The organism is Actinopolymorpha rutila, from assembly GCF_013407855.1.
In the GTDB taxonomy this organism is placed as follows: Bacteria; Actinomycetota; Actinomycetes; order Propionibacteriales; family Actinopolymorphaceae; genus Actinopolymorpha; species Actinopolymorpha rutila.
Map to the genome: position 1 here is coordinate 6,459,517 of NZ_JACBZH010000001.1, position 15,044 is coordinate 6,474,560.

The window sequence follows — 15,044 nt, forward strand, 5'->3', positions numbered from 1 at the left end:
TGGAGTACGTCGCACCTGCGAAGACACCGCCTGCAGCCGATTCGACGTCCTTGACGCTTCTTCGAACCGCCGTCTAGCGTGCGGAAAACGTGTTCCTGACTTTCCTCACCGGCAACACGTCCTTACCGGCAACGTGTGTGAACCGTACGGAGGAGATGGATGACCACCACGCCCTCGGCCGCGACCGTCGACGGACCCGCGTCCCCGACATCACAGGCACGTGCCCGGCTGCGCCCGGTGTCCCTCGGAGACGTCCGGATCACCTCCGGCCTGTGGCACGAACGCGGTGAGGCGAACCGGCTGGCGTCCATCCCCAACGGCCTCCAGCGGCTGCACGAGGCGGGGAACCTGCGCAACCTCGACATCGCCGCCGGGCTGGCGCAGGGCGAGGCGGAAGGACCCGTCTTCGCCGACTCCGACGTCTACAAGTGGCTGGAGGCCGCGGCCTGGGAGTACGCCCGAACCGGCGACGAGAAGCTGCTCGCCGACCAGCTGTCGGTGACCGAGACCGTCGCCCGGGCCCAGGCCGAGGACGGCTACATCGACTCCGTCGTACAGATCCGGGAGAACGGCCAGCGCTACCGCGACCGCCCGCACGGCCACGAGCACTACGTCGCCGGGCACCTCCTCCAGGCCGCGGTGGCGCAGGTGCGGTGCACCGGCCGGCGCGACCTGCTGGAGGTGGCGATCCGGCTCGCCGACCACCTGGTGGCCACGTTCGGGCCGCACGCTCCTGCCGACGTCGACGGCCACCCGGTGGTCGAGATGGCCCTGGTCGAGCTGTTCCGCGAGACCGGGACGCAGGCATACCTCGACCTCGCGCAGTACTTCGTCGAGACCCGCGGCCACGGCGTGATGGCCTCCTACGGACGCGAACCCACGTACTTCTCCGACCGGGTGCCCGTGCGCGAGGCGACCACAGTCGAGGGCCATGCCGTCCGCGCGGTCTACCTCGCCGCCGGAGCGGCCGACGTGGCCACCGAGACCGGTGACGCCGAACTGCTGTCCGCGCTGGCCACGCAGTACGCCTCGATGGAACGCGGCAAGCAGTACATCACCGGCGGGCTGGGGGCCCGGTGGGACGGCGAGGCGTTCGGCGACCCGTTCGAGCTGCCCACCGACCACGGCTACGCCGAGACCTGCGCCGCGATCGGCGGCGTCCAGTGGGCCTGGCGGATGCTGCTCGCGACCGGTGAGGCCCGTTACGCCGACCAGATCGAGCGGATGCTGTTCAACGGTTTCCTCGCGGGCGTCTCGCTGTCGGGCACGGAGTACTTCTACGTCAACCCGCTGCAACTTCGGGTCGACGCCCACGCCGAAAGCGAGCGCAGCCCGGCGAACGGCCGGCGCGGATGGTTCGCCTGCGCATGCTGCCCGCCGAACATCATGCGGATGTTCTCCAGCCTGAGCGCCCACGTCGCCACGACCACCGACGACGGGGTGCAGATCCACCAGTACGCCAACGGCAGCATCGCCGCGGGCGGGCTCCGGCTCGACGTGGAGACCGCCTACCCGTGGGACGGCCGGGTCGAGGTGACCGTGCGGGAGGCGCCGAGCACGCCGGTGGAGCTCGCGTTCCGCATCCCTGCCTGGGCAGGCGGTGCGACGCTGGACGGTGAGCCGGTCGAGGCCGGTGACTACGCTCGGATCTCGCGCACCTTCGGCGAGGGCGACCGGCTCGTCCTCGACCTGCCGATGCAGCCGCGGCTGACCCAGGCCGACGAACGCGTCGACGCGGTACGCGGCTGCGTCACCATCGAGCGCGGCCCACTGGTCTACGCGCTCGAACAGTCCGACCAGGCAGGCGACGCTCCGGTGGACGACCTGCGGATCGTGCCGGGTGCGGTGTTCGAGGTGGAGCACCGTCCGGACCTGCTCGGCGGGGTGAGCGTCGTCCGTACGACCGGCCGGTCCGCCTCGCCTCCCCCGTCGGCCGCGCCCAGTCCCTATCCGGCTGTCGACACGACGTCGCCGAACGGCCGTACCGCGTCCGGCGGCGACGTGACGCTGGTCGCGATTCCCTACTACGCCTGGGCGAACCGCGGCCCGCAGCCCATGCGGGTGTGGATCCCCACGGCCTGAGGCGTACGGCTGTAGCGTTTCTACGTCGCCGGTCTCGCGTCCGGCTCTGTCAAGGGCTGGTTGTCGGCGCTGGTCGTAGCTTCGGCGCCGAGCAGATGCCTGCGCAGGAAGGCGAGTTCGGCGTCGACCGCCTGATCGTGCGCTTCCAGGAACGGCGCGTAGTGGCCGCCGGGCAGCCGGACGAGCTCGCCCCGGGGTGCCTGCTGCGCAACTCGTACGGCTGCTTCGACAGGTACGGACTGGTCCTGGTCGCACACCACCATCAGCAACGGGCAGCGCACCTTCGGGGCGTCGCGTCCCGGCCGATAGGACCCGGCGCCGAGCACGGAGCGGGCGGCAGCCGCCTGCTGCCATTCGGGATACCTGTTGCCCGGGTTGAGTGCGCGGTCCCCGTCCTGGGTGTCCGGGGTGGTGAGCAACGCGACGGTTCCCGGCGGACCGGACAGCGGGACCAGCCTCGGTGGGCGGCCGAACAGGCCACCGGCGGCGTCCAGCAGCGCACGGCCGAACAACCGAGCCATCGCCGACGCCGTCTGGTGGCGCCGCGCGACGCGGAAGCCGGCCGGCCCGTCGACGTACGGCATCTGCGCGATCGCCCCCGCAACCTCGGGATGGCGCGCCGCCGCCCGCAGGACATGTCCGCTGGAAATGGAGAACGCCCACAGGGCGATCCGGTCCCGGTCCACGCCGGGAAGGGTGCCGGCGAACTCGATGGCCGCCGACCAGTCGGCGAGCTGCTCGCTGATGCGCGCCACCTGGCGCGGACCCCCGCCGCTCTCGCCGAAGTTGCGATAGTCGAACGCCAGCACGCCGAAACCGGCGTCGTGGAAGCGGCCGGCGAACAGGTCGGTTCCGGGTTCCTTCGTCACGCCGAACCCGCCGGTCATGATCACGCAGGCGCCGTTGCGTCCTGGGTAGAACCAGGCGGCACAGTCGGCGTCACCACTGGCGAACCGGACGGCTTCCCGCTGCTTCCGCTGCATGGACCTCTGCACGTCGGCCTCCCCCACGCGCGTACTTCAGGCAACACAATGGAGTGAACCACGTGGTTCACTTGATGGGAAGTGTTTTCTCGGAACAAGCCTCAGGAACCGCACCCGGTGTGTGCCGGCGGGCGGCGGGGCTGCAGACGTACTACTCGTCCGCAGCCTCCTCCCGCTCCAGCGCGCGGACCAGCGCGTCGAAGCCCGCACTGTCGCTCGCGGAGTCGCCGCCGGTCCGCGCGTCGATCAGGAAGCCGCGCAGTGTCGCGAGGACGAGTTCGGCCACCTCCTGCTTGCGCCGCGCCGACCAGTGCTCCGGGCACAGTGCGACCAGGTGGGGGAGGTACTGCTGCGACGCCTCGCGACCCAGGGCGGCATACCGCGCCGGGTCGTACATCGCCAGCCCGATGGCTTGGTCGAGCACCCGGGCACGCTCGTCGGCGAGGACCGGCCACAGGGCCCGGATCCGGGCGGCCAGCGAGTCACCGCCGGACTCCCGCGCGGCGGCCAGTCCCGCCACCACCCGCCGGTCACGCAGCCGGAGGACGGCCTGCAGCAACAGGTCGTCGGCGTTGTCGAAGTGGTACAGCAACACCTTGTGCGTGGTGCCCGCCGCGCGTGCCGCCCGCCGCAGCGAGAAGTCGACCAGGCCGTTGGCCGCGAGGTCCTCGGTGACGAGTTCGAGCAACTCCCGCCGCCGGGCCTCGCCTCGCGGCGACCGGGTGGATCGGCTGTAGCCGGTCATCCGGGCAGCGTACCGAGGCCGCCCTGCTCGACCGTGCCCGCGCCGTCGCGGCGACACCTCGCGTGGCGCCAGCCGGGGAACCGACCCACGGCGTACTGGTCAACGGGTTCCGGTCCTCGAGGCAGGGCAGGTCACGCCGCCTCGTCGGCGTACTCGGGCCGGTCGTGGGTGAGATCGTCGAGCAGTGCGGCGAGCGGGTGGACCGGCGACCGGCCGAGCGGGGCGTGGACGCGCAACGCCTCACCAAGGTCGGCGTCGCCGTTGGCGACACCGTCTCGCAGCACGTGCAGGGCACGGCGGAGCAGGCGTACGTCGGCCTGGTGAACGGGTCCGCCGGCGACCAGTCCGTCCTGCACCCGGCGTACGGCATGAAGCGTCTGTTGCCCGGCCAGCGGCGCGGGCAGGGTCAGGAAGTCGTCAGCGTCCTCCCAGGCGGCGAGAGTGTCCAGGACGTCCTCGAGCCAGCGCAGCTGACGGGTGAGGGGCTCGGCGGTCGCGGAGCGCGACTTCGCGGCTGGGGCAAGATCGGTGACGGCCATGTCGAGGTTCCTCCATAGACCAGGCGGGTCATGACTGCCACGGGCGCACGCGGCCCATGCAGGGGACTGTCTTCGGTTGCCTGACGTGAGCGATGCGGTGCCCACCGGTGTCCGCGAGTCCTGAGGGGCCGCGCTGACAGAACTGGAGGAGGAGAAGCGGGTGCCACTGCGCGGGGGTTCGGGGGACTCGGAGGACTCGGGAAACTCGGCGGGCACCGCATCGCCGTTGCGTTCGAGCAGATGCGGTTCGAAGTGCGGGACATCACCTCCTGGACATCACGTGGTCGTCGTTGCTCACCTGTGCGCCGGCAGTTGAACCCAACTCGGCGGACCTCGCTGCCGACCACCTGGCCGACGGTTGACTGCCGAGAGAGCGTGCCTGCCTGGACGAGCTCGCCGCTGCGTTCCGCGAGGCTGTCGCGGCCGGCGGGGCGGCCGCCGCGGAGGGCTGAGGCGGCGTGCGGGTGGAGAGGGAGGATCCTCCCAGCACGCCGCCATCAGCTCGTCGAACTCCGCGCGAAGCAGAGCCGGATCGCCGCAGACCAGCTCGAGGAACGCCGCCCTGTCGTCGGTGATGTGCGTACCAGCCACTGTCGCCACCGGCCTTTCACACCATGTCCGCTGCGGTTCGTCTCCCGATCGGTCAGCGCCGGAATACTGCTCAGGCGTTGATCTGCTTCTTGTCGGAATCGGTACTGGAGATGGAGATCCTGCGGGGCTTCGCCTTCTCGGCGACTGGGATTCGCAACGTGAGAACGCCTCCTTCGTACGTGGCCTCGAGGCGCTCGGTGTCCAACGTGTCACCCAGGAACAACTGCCGGGAGAAGACCCCCAGCGGGCGTTCGGATACCTGCATCTCCACGCCTTCGCCCACCTCGGGCGGGCGGCGTTCGGCGCGGACGGTGAGCACGTTGCGCTCGACGTCGAGTTCGATCGCGTCGGCGGTGGTGCCGGGAAGGTCGAACGCGACCACGAAGTGGTCGCCGGAACGGTAGGCGTCCATCGGCATCGGATTCGGCCGGGACCACGTACCGGGAGAGTTGCCACCACCGAGGGCCTGCTGGGCGAGCCGGTCCAACTGCCGGAAGGGGTCCGTGCGCATCAACATCGTCCCCTGCACCTCCTGATCGTCGACTTGGACGGAAGTACGTCAATGCACGGGTTCTATGTATCATGTCGTCGAACCGATGACAAGTAGTTCCGTCAGCATCACGCTGACGTTCCCTGAATCCGGGAGCGCCGATGGTCCGAACGCCAGACACACCCAGGCGGTCAACCCGGCGCCCGGCGCCGACCGACGTCGACGAACCCACAGTGGCGTCGGCAATGGCCGACCTGGCCGAGGTGATGGCCCGCCTCGACCAGGCGGCCGCTCCCGACGGGCCGGCCATCCTGGACGCTCTCGCCACACTCCGCCGGCTTCGCGGGCAGCTCGCTACCTGGGAGCCGGCCCTCATCGACGCCGCCCGTACGCAGGGGCTCACCTGGACCGAGATCGCACCGGCACTGGGGCTGGCCAGCCGTCAGGCCGCCGAACGCCGGTTCCTGAGGCTCAACCCCCAGGCCGGCGACCGGGTCGCCGCCACCCGCGAACAACGCGTCCAGACCACCCGCGACCGGCGTTCCGGAGACCGGGCCGTCGCGGCGTGGGCGCGGACCCACGCGGCTCAACTCCGCGAACTGGCCGGCCAGATCAGCGCTCTCCCGGTACGAGACCAGGGCGGGCGGGCCACTCGCGAGGCCATCCACACCGCGCTCGGGGACGACGATGCCGCCACGCTCCTCGCGCCTCTGCGCGCCGCCGAAACCGCGCTGCGGCGAAACCACCGGGCCCTCGCCGCACGCGTCAGCTCCCTCGGCGAGACGACCACCAGGATCCGGAACGCCGACCACAGCCGGCGCAACCCAGCCGAACGAATCGAAACCGCCGCGATCTCTTCCTGCCGGAAACGGTCGTGATCGACCGACCGGGGTAGGTGGCCCGCACCACTCCTCGGCGATCCGAAGGTGGCCAGCGCCGCTGGGTAAGGCGAGTGATCGCGCGCTTGCTGACCAGGTGGGGAGTCCTTACGAGGTGGGAAGACTTGTGGGTGTCATAGGCCCCACAGGTCTTCCCACCTCGTGGCGATGCACCCCGGCGCGGCAGCACCTCCGTCAGGCTGCCTCGGTCGGGTGGAGCAGGACCTTCGTCCAGCCGGCCTCGCGCTTGTCGAACCGCTCGTACCCCTCCCGCGCCAAACTGCCGTCGTACCCGAGGAGAAGGCCCGCACTCGCGGCGATGCCCCGCGTCACTCGGTACGTCACTCCGTACGTCACTCGGTGCGGATCCGCGCGTACACGTGCTGGAGGACGTCCGAGATCGCCACGGTGGTCAGCACCGACGACCAGGCCCGCGCCACCCTCGGGGCGAACGTCAGCGCGGCGACATACCCGGTCGCGATCCACGGCGCCAGGCAGAACGGGCAGCTGACGAGCTCCCCGATTCCGTGCCGCAGTTCACCGTCCTTTCGCGCACTCTCGTTCAGCTCGGCCGAGCCGGCCGCGTCCTCGAACTGCGTGAACGGCACCCGGACCGGGCTGGTCACCGCGTCCTTGGCGAGGAGGCGCGCGAACTTGTGGGTGGCGACGCCGCCGAGGATCACGTCCGTGAGCGCGACGCGGTCGGGCAGTCGCCGACCGGTTGCGCGAGCCAGCACGGACATGGCTCCGGTTCCGCCGGCGAACACCGCCATCGCCGCGAGATATCCGCGCAGTGGCTGGTCGTGGCCGTGTTCGTACGTGTCCTGCTCGTCCGCCAGTCGGCCGAGCATGGTGGTGGCGTCGATGTTCATCGGGCGCTCCTTCCGGGCCGGCGGCACATCAGGACTGGGCTACCCGTCGAGAACCCCCGTACGCATAGCGAGAACCGTCGCTCGTCGGCTCCCGTGCTGTTTCGACGGCACCTGGCCGGGTAGTCCGGCGTAATGAATGCGCAGGGAGCCGAGGGCGAACGCCTGGCCCTGGGATTCGCCCACCTGATGGAAGAGCTGTGGGCGGCAGACTCCGAACAATCCACGTTGCTCTCGGTAGTAAAGGCCGCCGCCACCAGCGTCCCCGGAGCCATTGCGGCGGGCGTGTCGATGCGACGAGCGCGTGGCCGGATCGACACCGCTGCGGCGACCGCCGCCTTCGTGTCCGAGGTCGACAGGGCGCAGTACGAGCTTCGCGAGGGGCCGTGCGTGGCGTCCGTCGGCGACAACCTGGTGAACCTCGCCAACGACCTGCGGACCGACACTCAGTGGCCGAGGTTCGGGCCCGCCGCGGTGAGTCTCGGCGTGGACGCCATGTTGTCGTTCCGGTTGAGTGCGCGCGGCGAGGTGATCGGTGCGCTCAACCTCTACGCCGACCGGCCGCTGGCGTTCACCGAACATTCCTGCGCGGTCGGGACGATCTTCGCCGCGCATGCGAGTGTGGCGATCGCGGCGGCGCGCCGGGCGGAGACGCTGACCGAGGCGTTGAAGACCCGTTCCGAGATCAGCGAAGCCGTCGGGATCGTCATGGAGCGCCACCGCCTGACCAGCGAGGAAGCCTTCGAGGTGCTGCGCCGGATCTCCCAGAACCGCAACATCAAGTTGCGCGAGGTGGCGCACCGGATCCTCTACACCGGCGAGATTCCCGGTGTGCAGCGATGACCGCGCCACGGCCTGGCCCGGCACCGGCTCGTCATTCTGCGAGTACGCTGGCGCGCGTGCACGACATGACGGATCGGCTCGCCACCGGACTGGTGGAGATCACCGGCGGACTCACCGACGAGCGAGGCGATCCGGAGGTCCTGTTCCAGGTCACCGACGCCTGCGTGCAGGTGCTCGGCGCGACCGCGACCGGAGTGCTGATGGTCGACCCGCACGGGGTCGTCCGCGTCGTGACCGCCTCCGACGAGGGGGCCGAGTTCGTGGAACTGCTGCAGGCCCAGACCGACCAGGGTCCGTGCGTGGACTGCGTACGGACCGGCGAGATCGTGGTGGCGACCGACCTCTCCCACGAGACCAGGTGGCCGCGGTTCGCCACCGCGGCGATGGCTGCCGGCTACCACGCGGTGGACGCCCTTCCGATGAGGTTGGACGGCCGGGCGGTCGGCGGCCTGAACCTCCTCTACGCTGAGCCCGGGGAGTCTCCACGGTGGCGCCGAGACCTCGCGCAGTCGCTGGCAGATCTCGCGGTGCTGGGCCTTGCCCAGGAGCCGGGTGCACGGCGTACGGAACGACTGTTCGAACGCACGTTGGCAGCAGTCAACGACCGGGCCAAACTCGCCCAGGCGGTCGGCATGGTCGCCGGTGGTCTCGGCATCGACGTGGACCACGCCTGGACGCTTGTCCGCCACCACGCTCGCAGCCGCCAGATCGCCCTGCGCGTCGTGGCACAGGCCCTCACCAGTGGATCGCTGCGTCCGTCCGACCTGGACCACCCGGTCGGGCTGGACTGAACGCCCGCGACGCCAAGGAGAGCAACAGAAAGCACGCGGGTCGCTTTGCCCCGTCTGGTGCCGGGAAGCACCAGAAGAAGGAGACGAACGCCTTACGCGACAGGGAAACGCGCGCGTCAGACCAGTCAGGGAGCAGACCTGTGGACGAGGAGCGCTACCAACGCCTGTGGCGCAGCATCGCCGAGCGGGCAGAGGGCTCCGGATCAACCGGTTGGGCCGGAGCGGTGTGCGCCGCCGCCGTGTCGCTGGTCGGTGGCGTGGACGCGGCAACCCTGACCGTACGAGCGAACTCCCGCGCGCAGGAGACCTGGGGCGCCAGCGACGAGTGGGCGGCGAACCTCGAGGAGTTGCAGTACACCCTCGGCGAGGGCCCCGGGCTGGACGCCTTCAAGACCGGGAACGTCGTACTCGCGTCCCATCTGAGCTCCGAACAGGCCCGCTGGCCAGCGTTCGTCCAGGCCGTGTCGAGTCTCGGACTCGGCGCCGCCGCCGCGTTTCCCCTACAGGTCGGTGCGATCCGGCTGGGCACCCTCGACCTCTTCTGCCGTGCGGACGGCCGGCTGACGTCGCAGGAGCTGACGGATGCCGCGATCCTTGCCGACCTCGCGGTGTACGCATTGCTGCGGCAACTCGGTGACCCGTCCACGGACGATCCCCCGGAGGGACCGGATCCCGTGCCGAACATCGGCGACCTGCCGTTGTCGTACCACGAGGTGCATCTGGCCACCGGAATGCTGGCCGCCCATCTGGACGTGGAACTCGACGAGGCGTTCACGCGGCTGCGCGCCCGCGCCTACGCCGAGGACAGGCCGCTGCTCGCACTCGCGCGAGACGTCGTGGCCCGGCGGGTCCCGATCGACGACGAGGACTCCGACTGACCGGCGTGGTCCGTGTGGTCCAGGTGGTCAGGGTGGTGTGCGTAGTCAGCGCGATCAGGACAGGCAGACGCATCCTGGAGCGCAGGTGACCAGCACGAGTTCGGCGGGCCAGGTGACGGAGTTGGTCCGCGTGCGGCGGGTGGAGTCCTGGGCGACCTGCACGGTTCGTTGTCCGTCCAGGCCGGTGATGACGTCCGAGACAGCTCGATAGCCGTACGTGTAGTCAGCGGTCCCGAGGTCCTCGTCGATGGTGATCAGCAGAACCTGATGTCCGGTGACGTACCTGGCAGCAAGCGCCGAACGTGGCTCCACGTTCATCTGTCGAGGTTCTTCGAGGTCGGTCATGACGCCCCCTCGGGTAGCCCGGTCGAAGTGGGTGGGCAACCGACGGGGTCCGGGTCGGCTGTCCAGAAGGCGGGTTGCGTCCGGGAGGCGTCGTCGCCGCTCGGGTCTCCGCCGGGTCGGCACAGGGTCTGGGTGCACGTCTGACTTTTCCTGATGGGACGTTCGAATGAGGCGGGCACGTGCATCCAGGCCGCCGCGAGGTGCCGAAGCGGATCGAGTCGCGGCCTGATGACGAGGGCGTTGGAGCCGTCGGGAACGACGGAACCGTCGGGAATTGAGCCGGCGAACGCTCGCAATGAGTACGGTGCGGAGCGATTTCCCTGTGTGGACAGGGATCCGGGCTGGGAAGTCCGACTCGGGGGACTTGAGGGCTCGCTCATGCTTGGCCTCGCAACTCGAAGTTGCCGCGACGATGCCGCATGGCTTGCTGCCCAACCGGGATCGAAGCTACCACACCACCGGCGCCTTCACCGGGCTGCGAAGCAGCCGTGGCCGGGGCTGGACCAGGTGACCGTCAGTCGTGACTGAGTACCCGAAAGCCACCGCGGCTCACTCGTCGGAGGGACCTGCCTCCCCCTGCGGGCGCGTCCTTGCGCACCTCTTACACAAGCGGCGTACGAGCCCGTGAGCACCATCGGGCGTACGGATGGAAGGCTGGCGGCATGACGGCGGTGAACGACGTAGCAGGGTGTCTGGGGTGTGACCTGCTGGCGGGCAGGCGCGAACTGCCCGGCGGGATCATCCACCAGACCGATCACTGGGTCGTCCAGCATGTCCTCGGTCCACTGAACCTCGGCACGCTGATCGTCGCGCCTCGCCTCCACGTCGTCTCGGTGGCGGACCTGCCCATCGACGCGGCGGAGGAGTTGGGGCGGGTGCTGCGTGACGCCTCGCGGATGCTCGAGGCGCTGTGCGAACCCGAGCAGGTGTACGTCTGCCAGTGGTCGCACGGTGAGTCCGCGCGCAAGCATCTGCACTTCGTCGTACAGCCCGTCGCGGCTGATGTCGTACGAGCGTATGGCGGGCGGCGGTCCGAGCAGTTGCAGGCGGCGATGATGGTGACGGACTACGAGGCGCCGCGCAAGCAGGTCGAGGCGTTCTCCGAGCGGGCCCGGCACTGGTTTCGGGACGACGCGGGGTGACGCGGGGTGACGCGGGACAACTGCCGGCGTGCTCGTCAGGCGTGCTTGTCCGACGGTTGCGCGCCCGGCTGCACCGACCAGTTCGGCGGCTCGTCGTTACCTGACTCCTCGTCGCGCTCACTGTCTGCCGCGGTGGCCTGGATCTTGCCCGCCGCGTGGTGGACCGGCGCGTAGACGGCGTACAGGCGCATCGGATCGTCGCCGATGTTGGTGATGTTGTGCCAGGTGCCCGCGGGTACGAAGACCGCCCAGCCGTCCTCGACCTCCTGGTCGAAGTCCAGCTGGTCCTCCGCCGGGCCCATCTGCACCCGGCCCCTGCCGCCGTCGAGCCGGAGGAACTGGTCGGTCTCCGGGTGCGCCTCCAGGCCGATGTCCTCCCCGACGGGGATCGACATGAGGGTCAGCTGGAGGTACTTCCCGGACCAGGCGACCGTGCGGTAGTTGGAGTTCTCGAGGGTCGCGCTTTCCAGGTCGAAACTCTGCGGCTTCGGCCCGATGTCCTTGATGCTCACGGCCACTCTTTCAGGTCGACGTCAGGTCAGCTCGCGGGCCGCCGGTGTCACTCCGGATGTCGTGCCGGAGGTCATGCCGGCCCGCAGGGGCATTCTCACACTCGCGCCGGCCCGGTGAGCGTCAGAGCGCGGCGAGTCGGGCCCTGAGCAGGCAGAACTCGTTGCCTTCGGGGTCGGCCAGAACGTGCCACGACTCCTCACCCGTCTGGCCGATGTCCGCCCGGCGAGCACCGAGCTTGAGCGGGCGTTCGAGCTCGGGATCCTGGTCGCGATCGGTGGCGTTGACGTCGATGTGCAACCTGGACTCGAGCCATCCTCGAGACCGGTGGTTGACGCCCGATCGCCGTCACCACCGCGCTCCGCCAGCCGCTGGCCGGAGTCTGGGCGGTCGACATCAACCGGCGGGCGCTGGAGCTGACCCGGGCCAACGCCCGCGACCTCCCCAACGTCGTGGTCGCCGAGCCCGAACAGGTGCCGGCGTCGTTACGGTTCGCCGGCCTCTACAGCAACCCGCCGATCAAGATCGGCAAGGACGCACTCCACCAGCTTCTCGCCGACTGGCTGACCCGGCTCGATCCGGGTTCGCGGGCCTGGCTCGTCGTCAAGCAGGCGATGGGGGCCGACTCCCTGCAGCGCTGGCTGAACGACGGCGGGTTTCCGACCAGCCGCGCCGCGTCGAAGCAGGGCTACCGGATCCTGCGAGTCGACACTCCAGGGCCTCCTCCTCCGCCGCTGGCGCGTGAGGACCTCGCCACGATCGCCGCGCACACCGGCGGTCCGTGGACCGTGCTGGGCCGCTTGAGCGGTGGCTTCTCCGACACCGTTGCCCTGTTGGGACGCAACAACTCGCGCGCCGTCCTCAAGGTCAAGGAGGGTGCGTGGTGGCGGGAGCAGCTGAACCGTCTGGTGCCGGTCACTCAGGAGCTTCGGGCCCTGGGCTACCCGACTCCGGAGGTCATCGGCTGCGGCTCGCTGGACGAGGACCGCTCGTACCTGTTGACCTCCTGGACTCGCGGGGCGTCCCCGGCTTCGCCCAACCGTCGGCAACTGGACGCCGCGCTGTCGGCGGCCGACATACACCGGTCGGTTCGTCCGTCGGCTGACCGCGACTGGTCCGCGATGATCACGATGTTCCTGAACGGCGGAATCGGCGAGCATCAGTTCCATCCGGCGACGAGTGCGTACGCTCGCCAGGCGCTGGCCGTCCTGCCCAAACCAGTGCCATCGTTGCCTTCCGGCGACCTGACTCACGGCGATTTCACGTTCCGCAACATGCTCTTCGACGGCGACGACCTGAGTGCGGTCGTGGACTTGGAGGGCTTCGGGACGGGCACGGTCGCGGTGGACCTGTTGGCCCTGCTGCCGTTCCTGTCCGATCCGGACCACCGGCGCGTCGTCGTCGAGCATGCGGTCGAGCTCACCAGCGCGGACGTCGTGGCAGCCTGTCTGTGCCACCGGATCCTCGCTGGACTCGACTGGGCCAGCCAGCACGTCGAACTCCTCGACGACGCCGTGGACCGCGCCGAGCTGCTGCTGTCGCTGCTCCCGTAGCTTCGGGCGCAGGTGAAGTTGTCCGCGACGTCGGTGCTGCCGTGGCCGTCGTAACGGGCGACCAGTGGGTACGCGCACAGCGGTCTGGTCTGCACGATCTTGCCGTCGTCTCCGTTCCTGACCGCCCCGATGCTCCGCGGCGCGTGGCCGTGTTCCACCCAGGACGTCAACGCGGCGAGCGGGTCGACCGGCACCGGCCCGATCTGCAGGCCCGGCACGTCGCCGCAGTGCCCGACTCCTGGCGCGAGGAAGAGGCGAGCGTACGTCTGCGTGACCTGCGCTCCGTCGAGGTGGCGTACGGCGTCGTAGTAGCGGATCACACCCTGCGGTGGGATGGCATAGTCGGCCAGTCCGGCCCAGAGGACGAGCTTCCCGCCGCCGGCGTGGAACCTGCTGAGGTCAGGATTGTCGCCGTCGAGTTCCGCACCGAACCGGTCGACGCCGCGCCCGAACAGCATGTCGTACGTCTGAGTGGTGAGCGTTGTCCAGTCGAACGACGGGTTCCGCGTCACCCAGTACTGCAACCACGAGGTGCCGAAGTAGAGCGGACGCCCAGTCAACTGGCCGTTGACAGGAAGCGTCAGGGCCAGGGCGTTGGTCGAGGTGCCTGGCTCCAGCCCGTACCACAGGAACCGGCTCCGCCCGCGCCCCTGCTCACCGGTCCGTGGCCCTTGCCAGATCTGCGCCATGACCGTCGCGTCTGTACGAGTGATGGTCCCGCAGGCGGTGGCTCGTCCGACCAGCGTCCGCAGGTCGAACCGGCAGGCGTCGACGTTCCCGATCACACCGTCCGTCACCCCGTCGAGTGCGTCGCAGTGTGCGACCACGGCCGCCTGGAATGCCGCGAACTTGCAGCTGGGTACGAAGTCGTGTGCACGCTGCATCACGAACTGCGGCCATAGTTGGGCGGCCGATAGTTTCGAGAACGACACCGCGGGCGCGCCGGACAGAATCCCGTCGTAGTCGTGCGGGTAACGCTGCGCCTCGACCAGGCCCTGGCGTCCGCCCTGCGAGCAGCCGGTGAAGTAGGAGTAGTCGGCTTGCCGCCGGTAGAAGTCGGTGGTGACCTGCTTGCCCGCTACGGTCATCTCGTGGACCGCGCGATCGGCGAAGTCCCTGATAGCGGCGGAGTCGAGCTCGCCGGGCGCCTTCAGCGCAAAGCTCCCGTCCCATTGCAGGGCAAGGTGTCCGGTGTCGGTGGAGGCCGTCGCGTAGCCGCCCTTCAGTGCGCCGGCGAGTGCGGTGTAGGAGATACCGGACACGAAACCGCTGCCGCCGACTCCCTGGAAGCGGTGATTCCAGGCGGTGAGAGGCAACCACAACTCGATGTTGACCTCGTCATGCGTGGGCGGGTTCGTTCTGACCAACCGCACGTCGCAGTACGCCGGCAGGTCTGCCAGCACCGTGCCGGGCTTGTCCGCGCCAGGCGCTCCCGGCCCTGGTGGGACGGTGAAGCTGCCACTTGTGTTCGTGGTAGCACTCTGCACCGTCGTGTCAGGTAGTCGGAGGCCCGACAACCCGGCGCACCGCTGCGCCGGCGACAGAGCTGCCGCCGTGACCGGAGGACTCGCCGCCGCGTCGGCCGGGTGTGTGGCCACCAACATCCCGGTAGTCACCATTCCGAGGGCGCCAACCACGACAAGTTTGCCTTTGACCACTCGCCATCGGCGTCTGCAGGTCGTCGTCCACAACTTCTTCATTGATCTACCTCTCCCGTCTCTACTCCGCGGGGAAGAGGCACACCCGCTTCCCCGACTCGTCGAGAGAAGCGTTTCGCGAAGGCGGGACCTGCACATCGGCGCGGA

General features: G+C 69.6%; 16 protein-coding genes and 1 pseudogene. 7 read left to right on the top strand and 10 right to left on the bottom strand.

The features are described 5' to 3' along the window. Positions 1–159 precede the first annotated feature (159 nt). Positions 160–2,082, top strand: a complete 1,923-nt coding sequence (locus F4554_RS29000; RefSeq protein ID WP_179790788.1) for a glycoside hydrolase family 127 protein — start codon at positions 160–162, stop codon at positions 2,080–2,082. Positions 2,083–2,102: 20 nt separating this feature from the next. Here F4554_RS29000 and F4554_RS29005 read toward each other — a convergent pair whose 3' ends face one another. The 4 genes from F4554_RS29005 to F4554_RS29020 form a co-directional block, all read right to left on the bottom strand. Beyond that, on the bottom strand, positions 2,103–3,077 hold the full coding sequence (locus F4554_RS29005) for an alpha/beta fold hydrolase (protein ID WP_202889503.1): 975 nt from the start codon (positions 3,075–3,077) through the stop codon (positions 2,103–2,105). Positions 3,078–3,216: 139 nt separating this feature from the next. Beyond that, positions 3,217–3,810, bottom strand: coding sequence for a TetR/AcrR family transcriptional regulator (locus F4554_RS29010; protein WP_179790789.1), 594 nt, complete (start codon positions 3,808–3,810; stop codon positions 3,217–3,219). Positions 3,811–3,941: 131 nt separating this feature from the next. After that, the gene (locus F4554_RS29015) at positions 3,942–4,349 is read right to left on the bottom strand and encodes a hypothetical protein (protein ID WP_179790790.1); all 408 of its coding nucleotides are present in this window, start codon (positions 4,347–4,349) and stop codon (positions 3,942–3,944) included. 661 nt (positions 4,350–5,010) lie between these two features. Continuing rightward, positions 5,011–5,457 carry an Hsp20/alpha crystallin family protein gene (locus F4554_RS29020; RefSeq protein WP_179790791.1) on the bottom strand — a complete coding sequence of 149 codons (447 nt, stop codon included), beginning with the start codon at positions 5,455–5,457 and terminating at the stop codon, positions 5,011–5,013. A 134-nt stretch (positions 5,458–5,591) separates the two neighbouring features. On the opposite strand from F4554_RS29020, the gene F4554_RS29025 reads away from it, so the two are divergent. Further along, a complete protein-coding gene (locus F4554_RS29025; protein WP_179790792.1) occupies positions 5,592–6,308 on the top strand; it encodes a hypothetical protein in 717 nt (238 codons plus the stop codon). Positions 6,309–6,503: 195 nt separating this feature from the next. Here the strand turns inward: F4554_RS29025 and F4554_RS29030 are convergent, their stop codons facing one another. Together F4554_RS29030 and F4554_RS29035 are read right to left on the bottom strand one after the other, a co-directional pair. After that, complete coding sequence (locus F4554_RS29030) at positions 6,504–6,641, bottom strand: hypothetical protein (RefSeq protein ID WP_179790793.1); 138 nt, start codon at positions 6,639–6,641, stop codon at positions 6,504–6,506. 20 nt (positions 6,642–6,661) lie between these two features. Further along, positions 6,662–7,180: a DUF1360 domain-containing protein gene (locus F4554_RS29035; protein ID WP_179790794.1), complete on the bottom strand. Its 519-nt coding sequence runs from the start codon at positions 7,178–7,180 to the stop codon at positions 6,662–6,664. Between the two features lie 132 nt (positions 7,181–7,312). Here F4554_RS29035 and F4554_RS29040 point away from each other — a divergent pair, with 132 nt between their 5' ends. The 3 genes from F4554_RS29040 (at position 7,313) to F4554_RS29050 (ending at position 9,689) form a co-directional block, all read left to right on the top strand. Beyond that, positions 7,313–8,020: a GAF and ANTAR domain-containing protein gene (locus F4554_RS29040; RefSeq protein WP_179790795.1), complete on the top strand. Its 708-nt coding sequence runs from the start codon at positions 7,313–7,315 to the stop codon at positions 8,018–8,020. A gap of 65 nt (positions 8,021–8,085) precedes the next feature. Continuing rightward, a complete protein-coding gene (locus F4554_RS29045) occupies positions 8,086–8,811 on the top strand; it encodes a GAF and ANTAR domain-containing protein (RefSeq protein ID WP_238342476.1) in 726 nt (241 codons plus the stop codon). Positions 8,812–8,951: 140 nt separating this feature from the next. Further along, entirely contained in the window at positions 8,952–9,689 is a 738-nt protein-coding gene (locus tag F4554_RS29050; protein WP_179790797.1) for a GAF and ANTAR domain-containing protein, read from the top strand. 54 nt (positions 9,690–9,743) lie between these two features. Here the strand turns inward: F4554_RS29050 and F4554_RS29055 are convergent, their stop codons facing one another. Beyond that, positions 9,744–10,034, bottom strand: a complete 291-nt coding sequence (locus tag F4554_RS29055; RefSeq protein ID WP_179790798.1) for a hypothetical protein — start codon at positions 10,032–10,034, stop codon at positions 9,744–9,746. A gap of 662 nt (positions 10,035–10,696) precedes the next feature. On the opposite strand from F4554_RS29055, the gene F4554_RS29060 reads away from it, so the two are divergent. After that, positions 10,697–11,176, top strand: a complete 480-nt coding sequence (locus F4554_RS29060; RefSeq protein ID WP_179790799.1) for an HIT family protein — start codon at positions 10,697–10,699, stop codon at positions 11,174–11,176. 35 nt (positions 11,177–11,211) lie between these two features. Here F4554_RS29060 and F4554_RS29065 read toward each other — a convergent pair whose 3' ends face one another. Together F4554_RS29065 and F4554_RS29070 are read right to left on the bottom strand one after the other, a co-directional pair. Further along, complete coding sequence (locus F4554_RS29065; RefSeq protein WP_179790800.1) at positions 11,212–11,688, bottom strand: cupin domain-containing protein; 477 nt, start codon at positions 11,686–11,688, stop codon at positions 11,212–11,214. Between the two features lie 121 nt (positions 11,689–11,809). Further along, positions 11,810–11,986 carry a VOC family protein gene (locus tag F4554_RS29070; protein WP_202889504.1) on the bottom strand — a complete coding sequence of 59 codons (177 nt, stop codon included), beginning with the start codon at positions 11,984–11,986 and terminating at the stop codon, positions 11,810–11,812. A 41-nt stretch (positions 11,987–12,027) separates the two neighbouring features. Here F4554_RS29070 and F4554_RS32745 point away from each other — a divergent pair, with 41 nt between their 5' ends. Then, a complete protein-coding gene (locus F4554_RS32745; protein WP_420360764.1) occupies positions 12,028–13,239 on the top strand; it encodes a phosphotransferase in 1,212 nt (403 codons plus the stop codon). A 17-nt stretch (positions 13,240–13,256) separates the two neighbouring features. Here F4554_RS32745 and F4554_RS29080 read toward each other — a convergent pair. Further along, a pseudogene (locus F4554_RS29080) lies at positions 13,257–15,035 on the bottom strand (tannase/feruloyl esterase family alpha/beta hydrolase); the annotation flags it as partial. Positions 15,036–15,044: the final 9 nt, after the last annotated feature.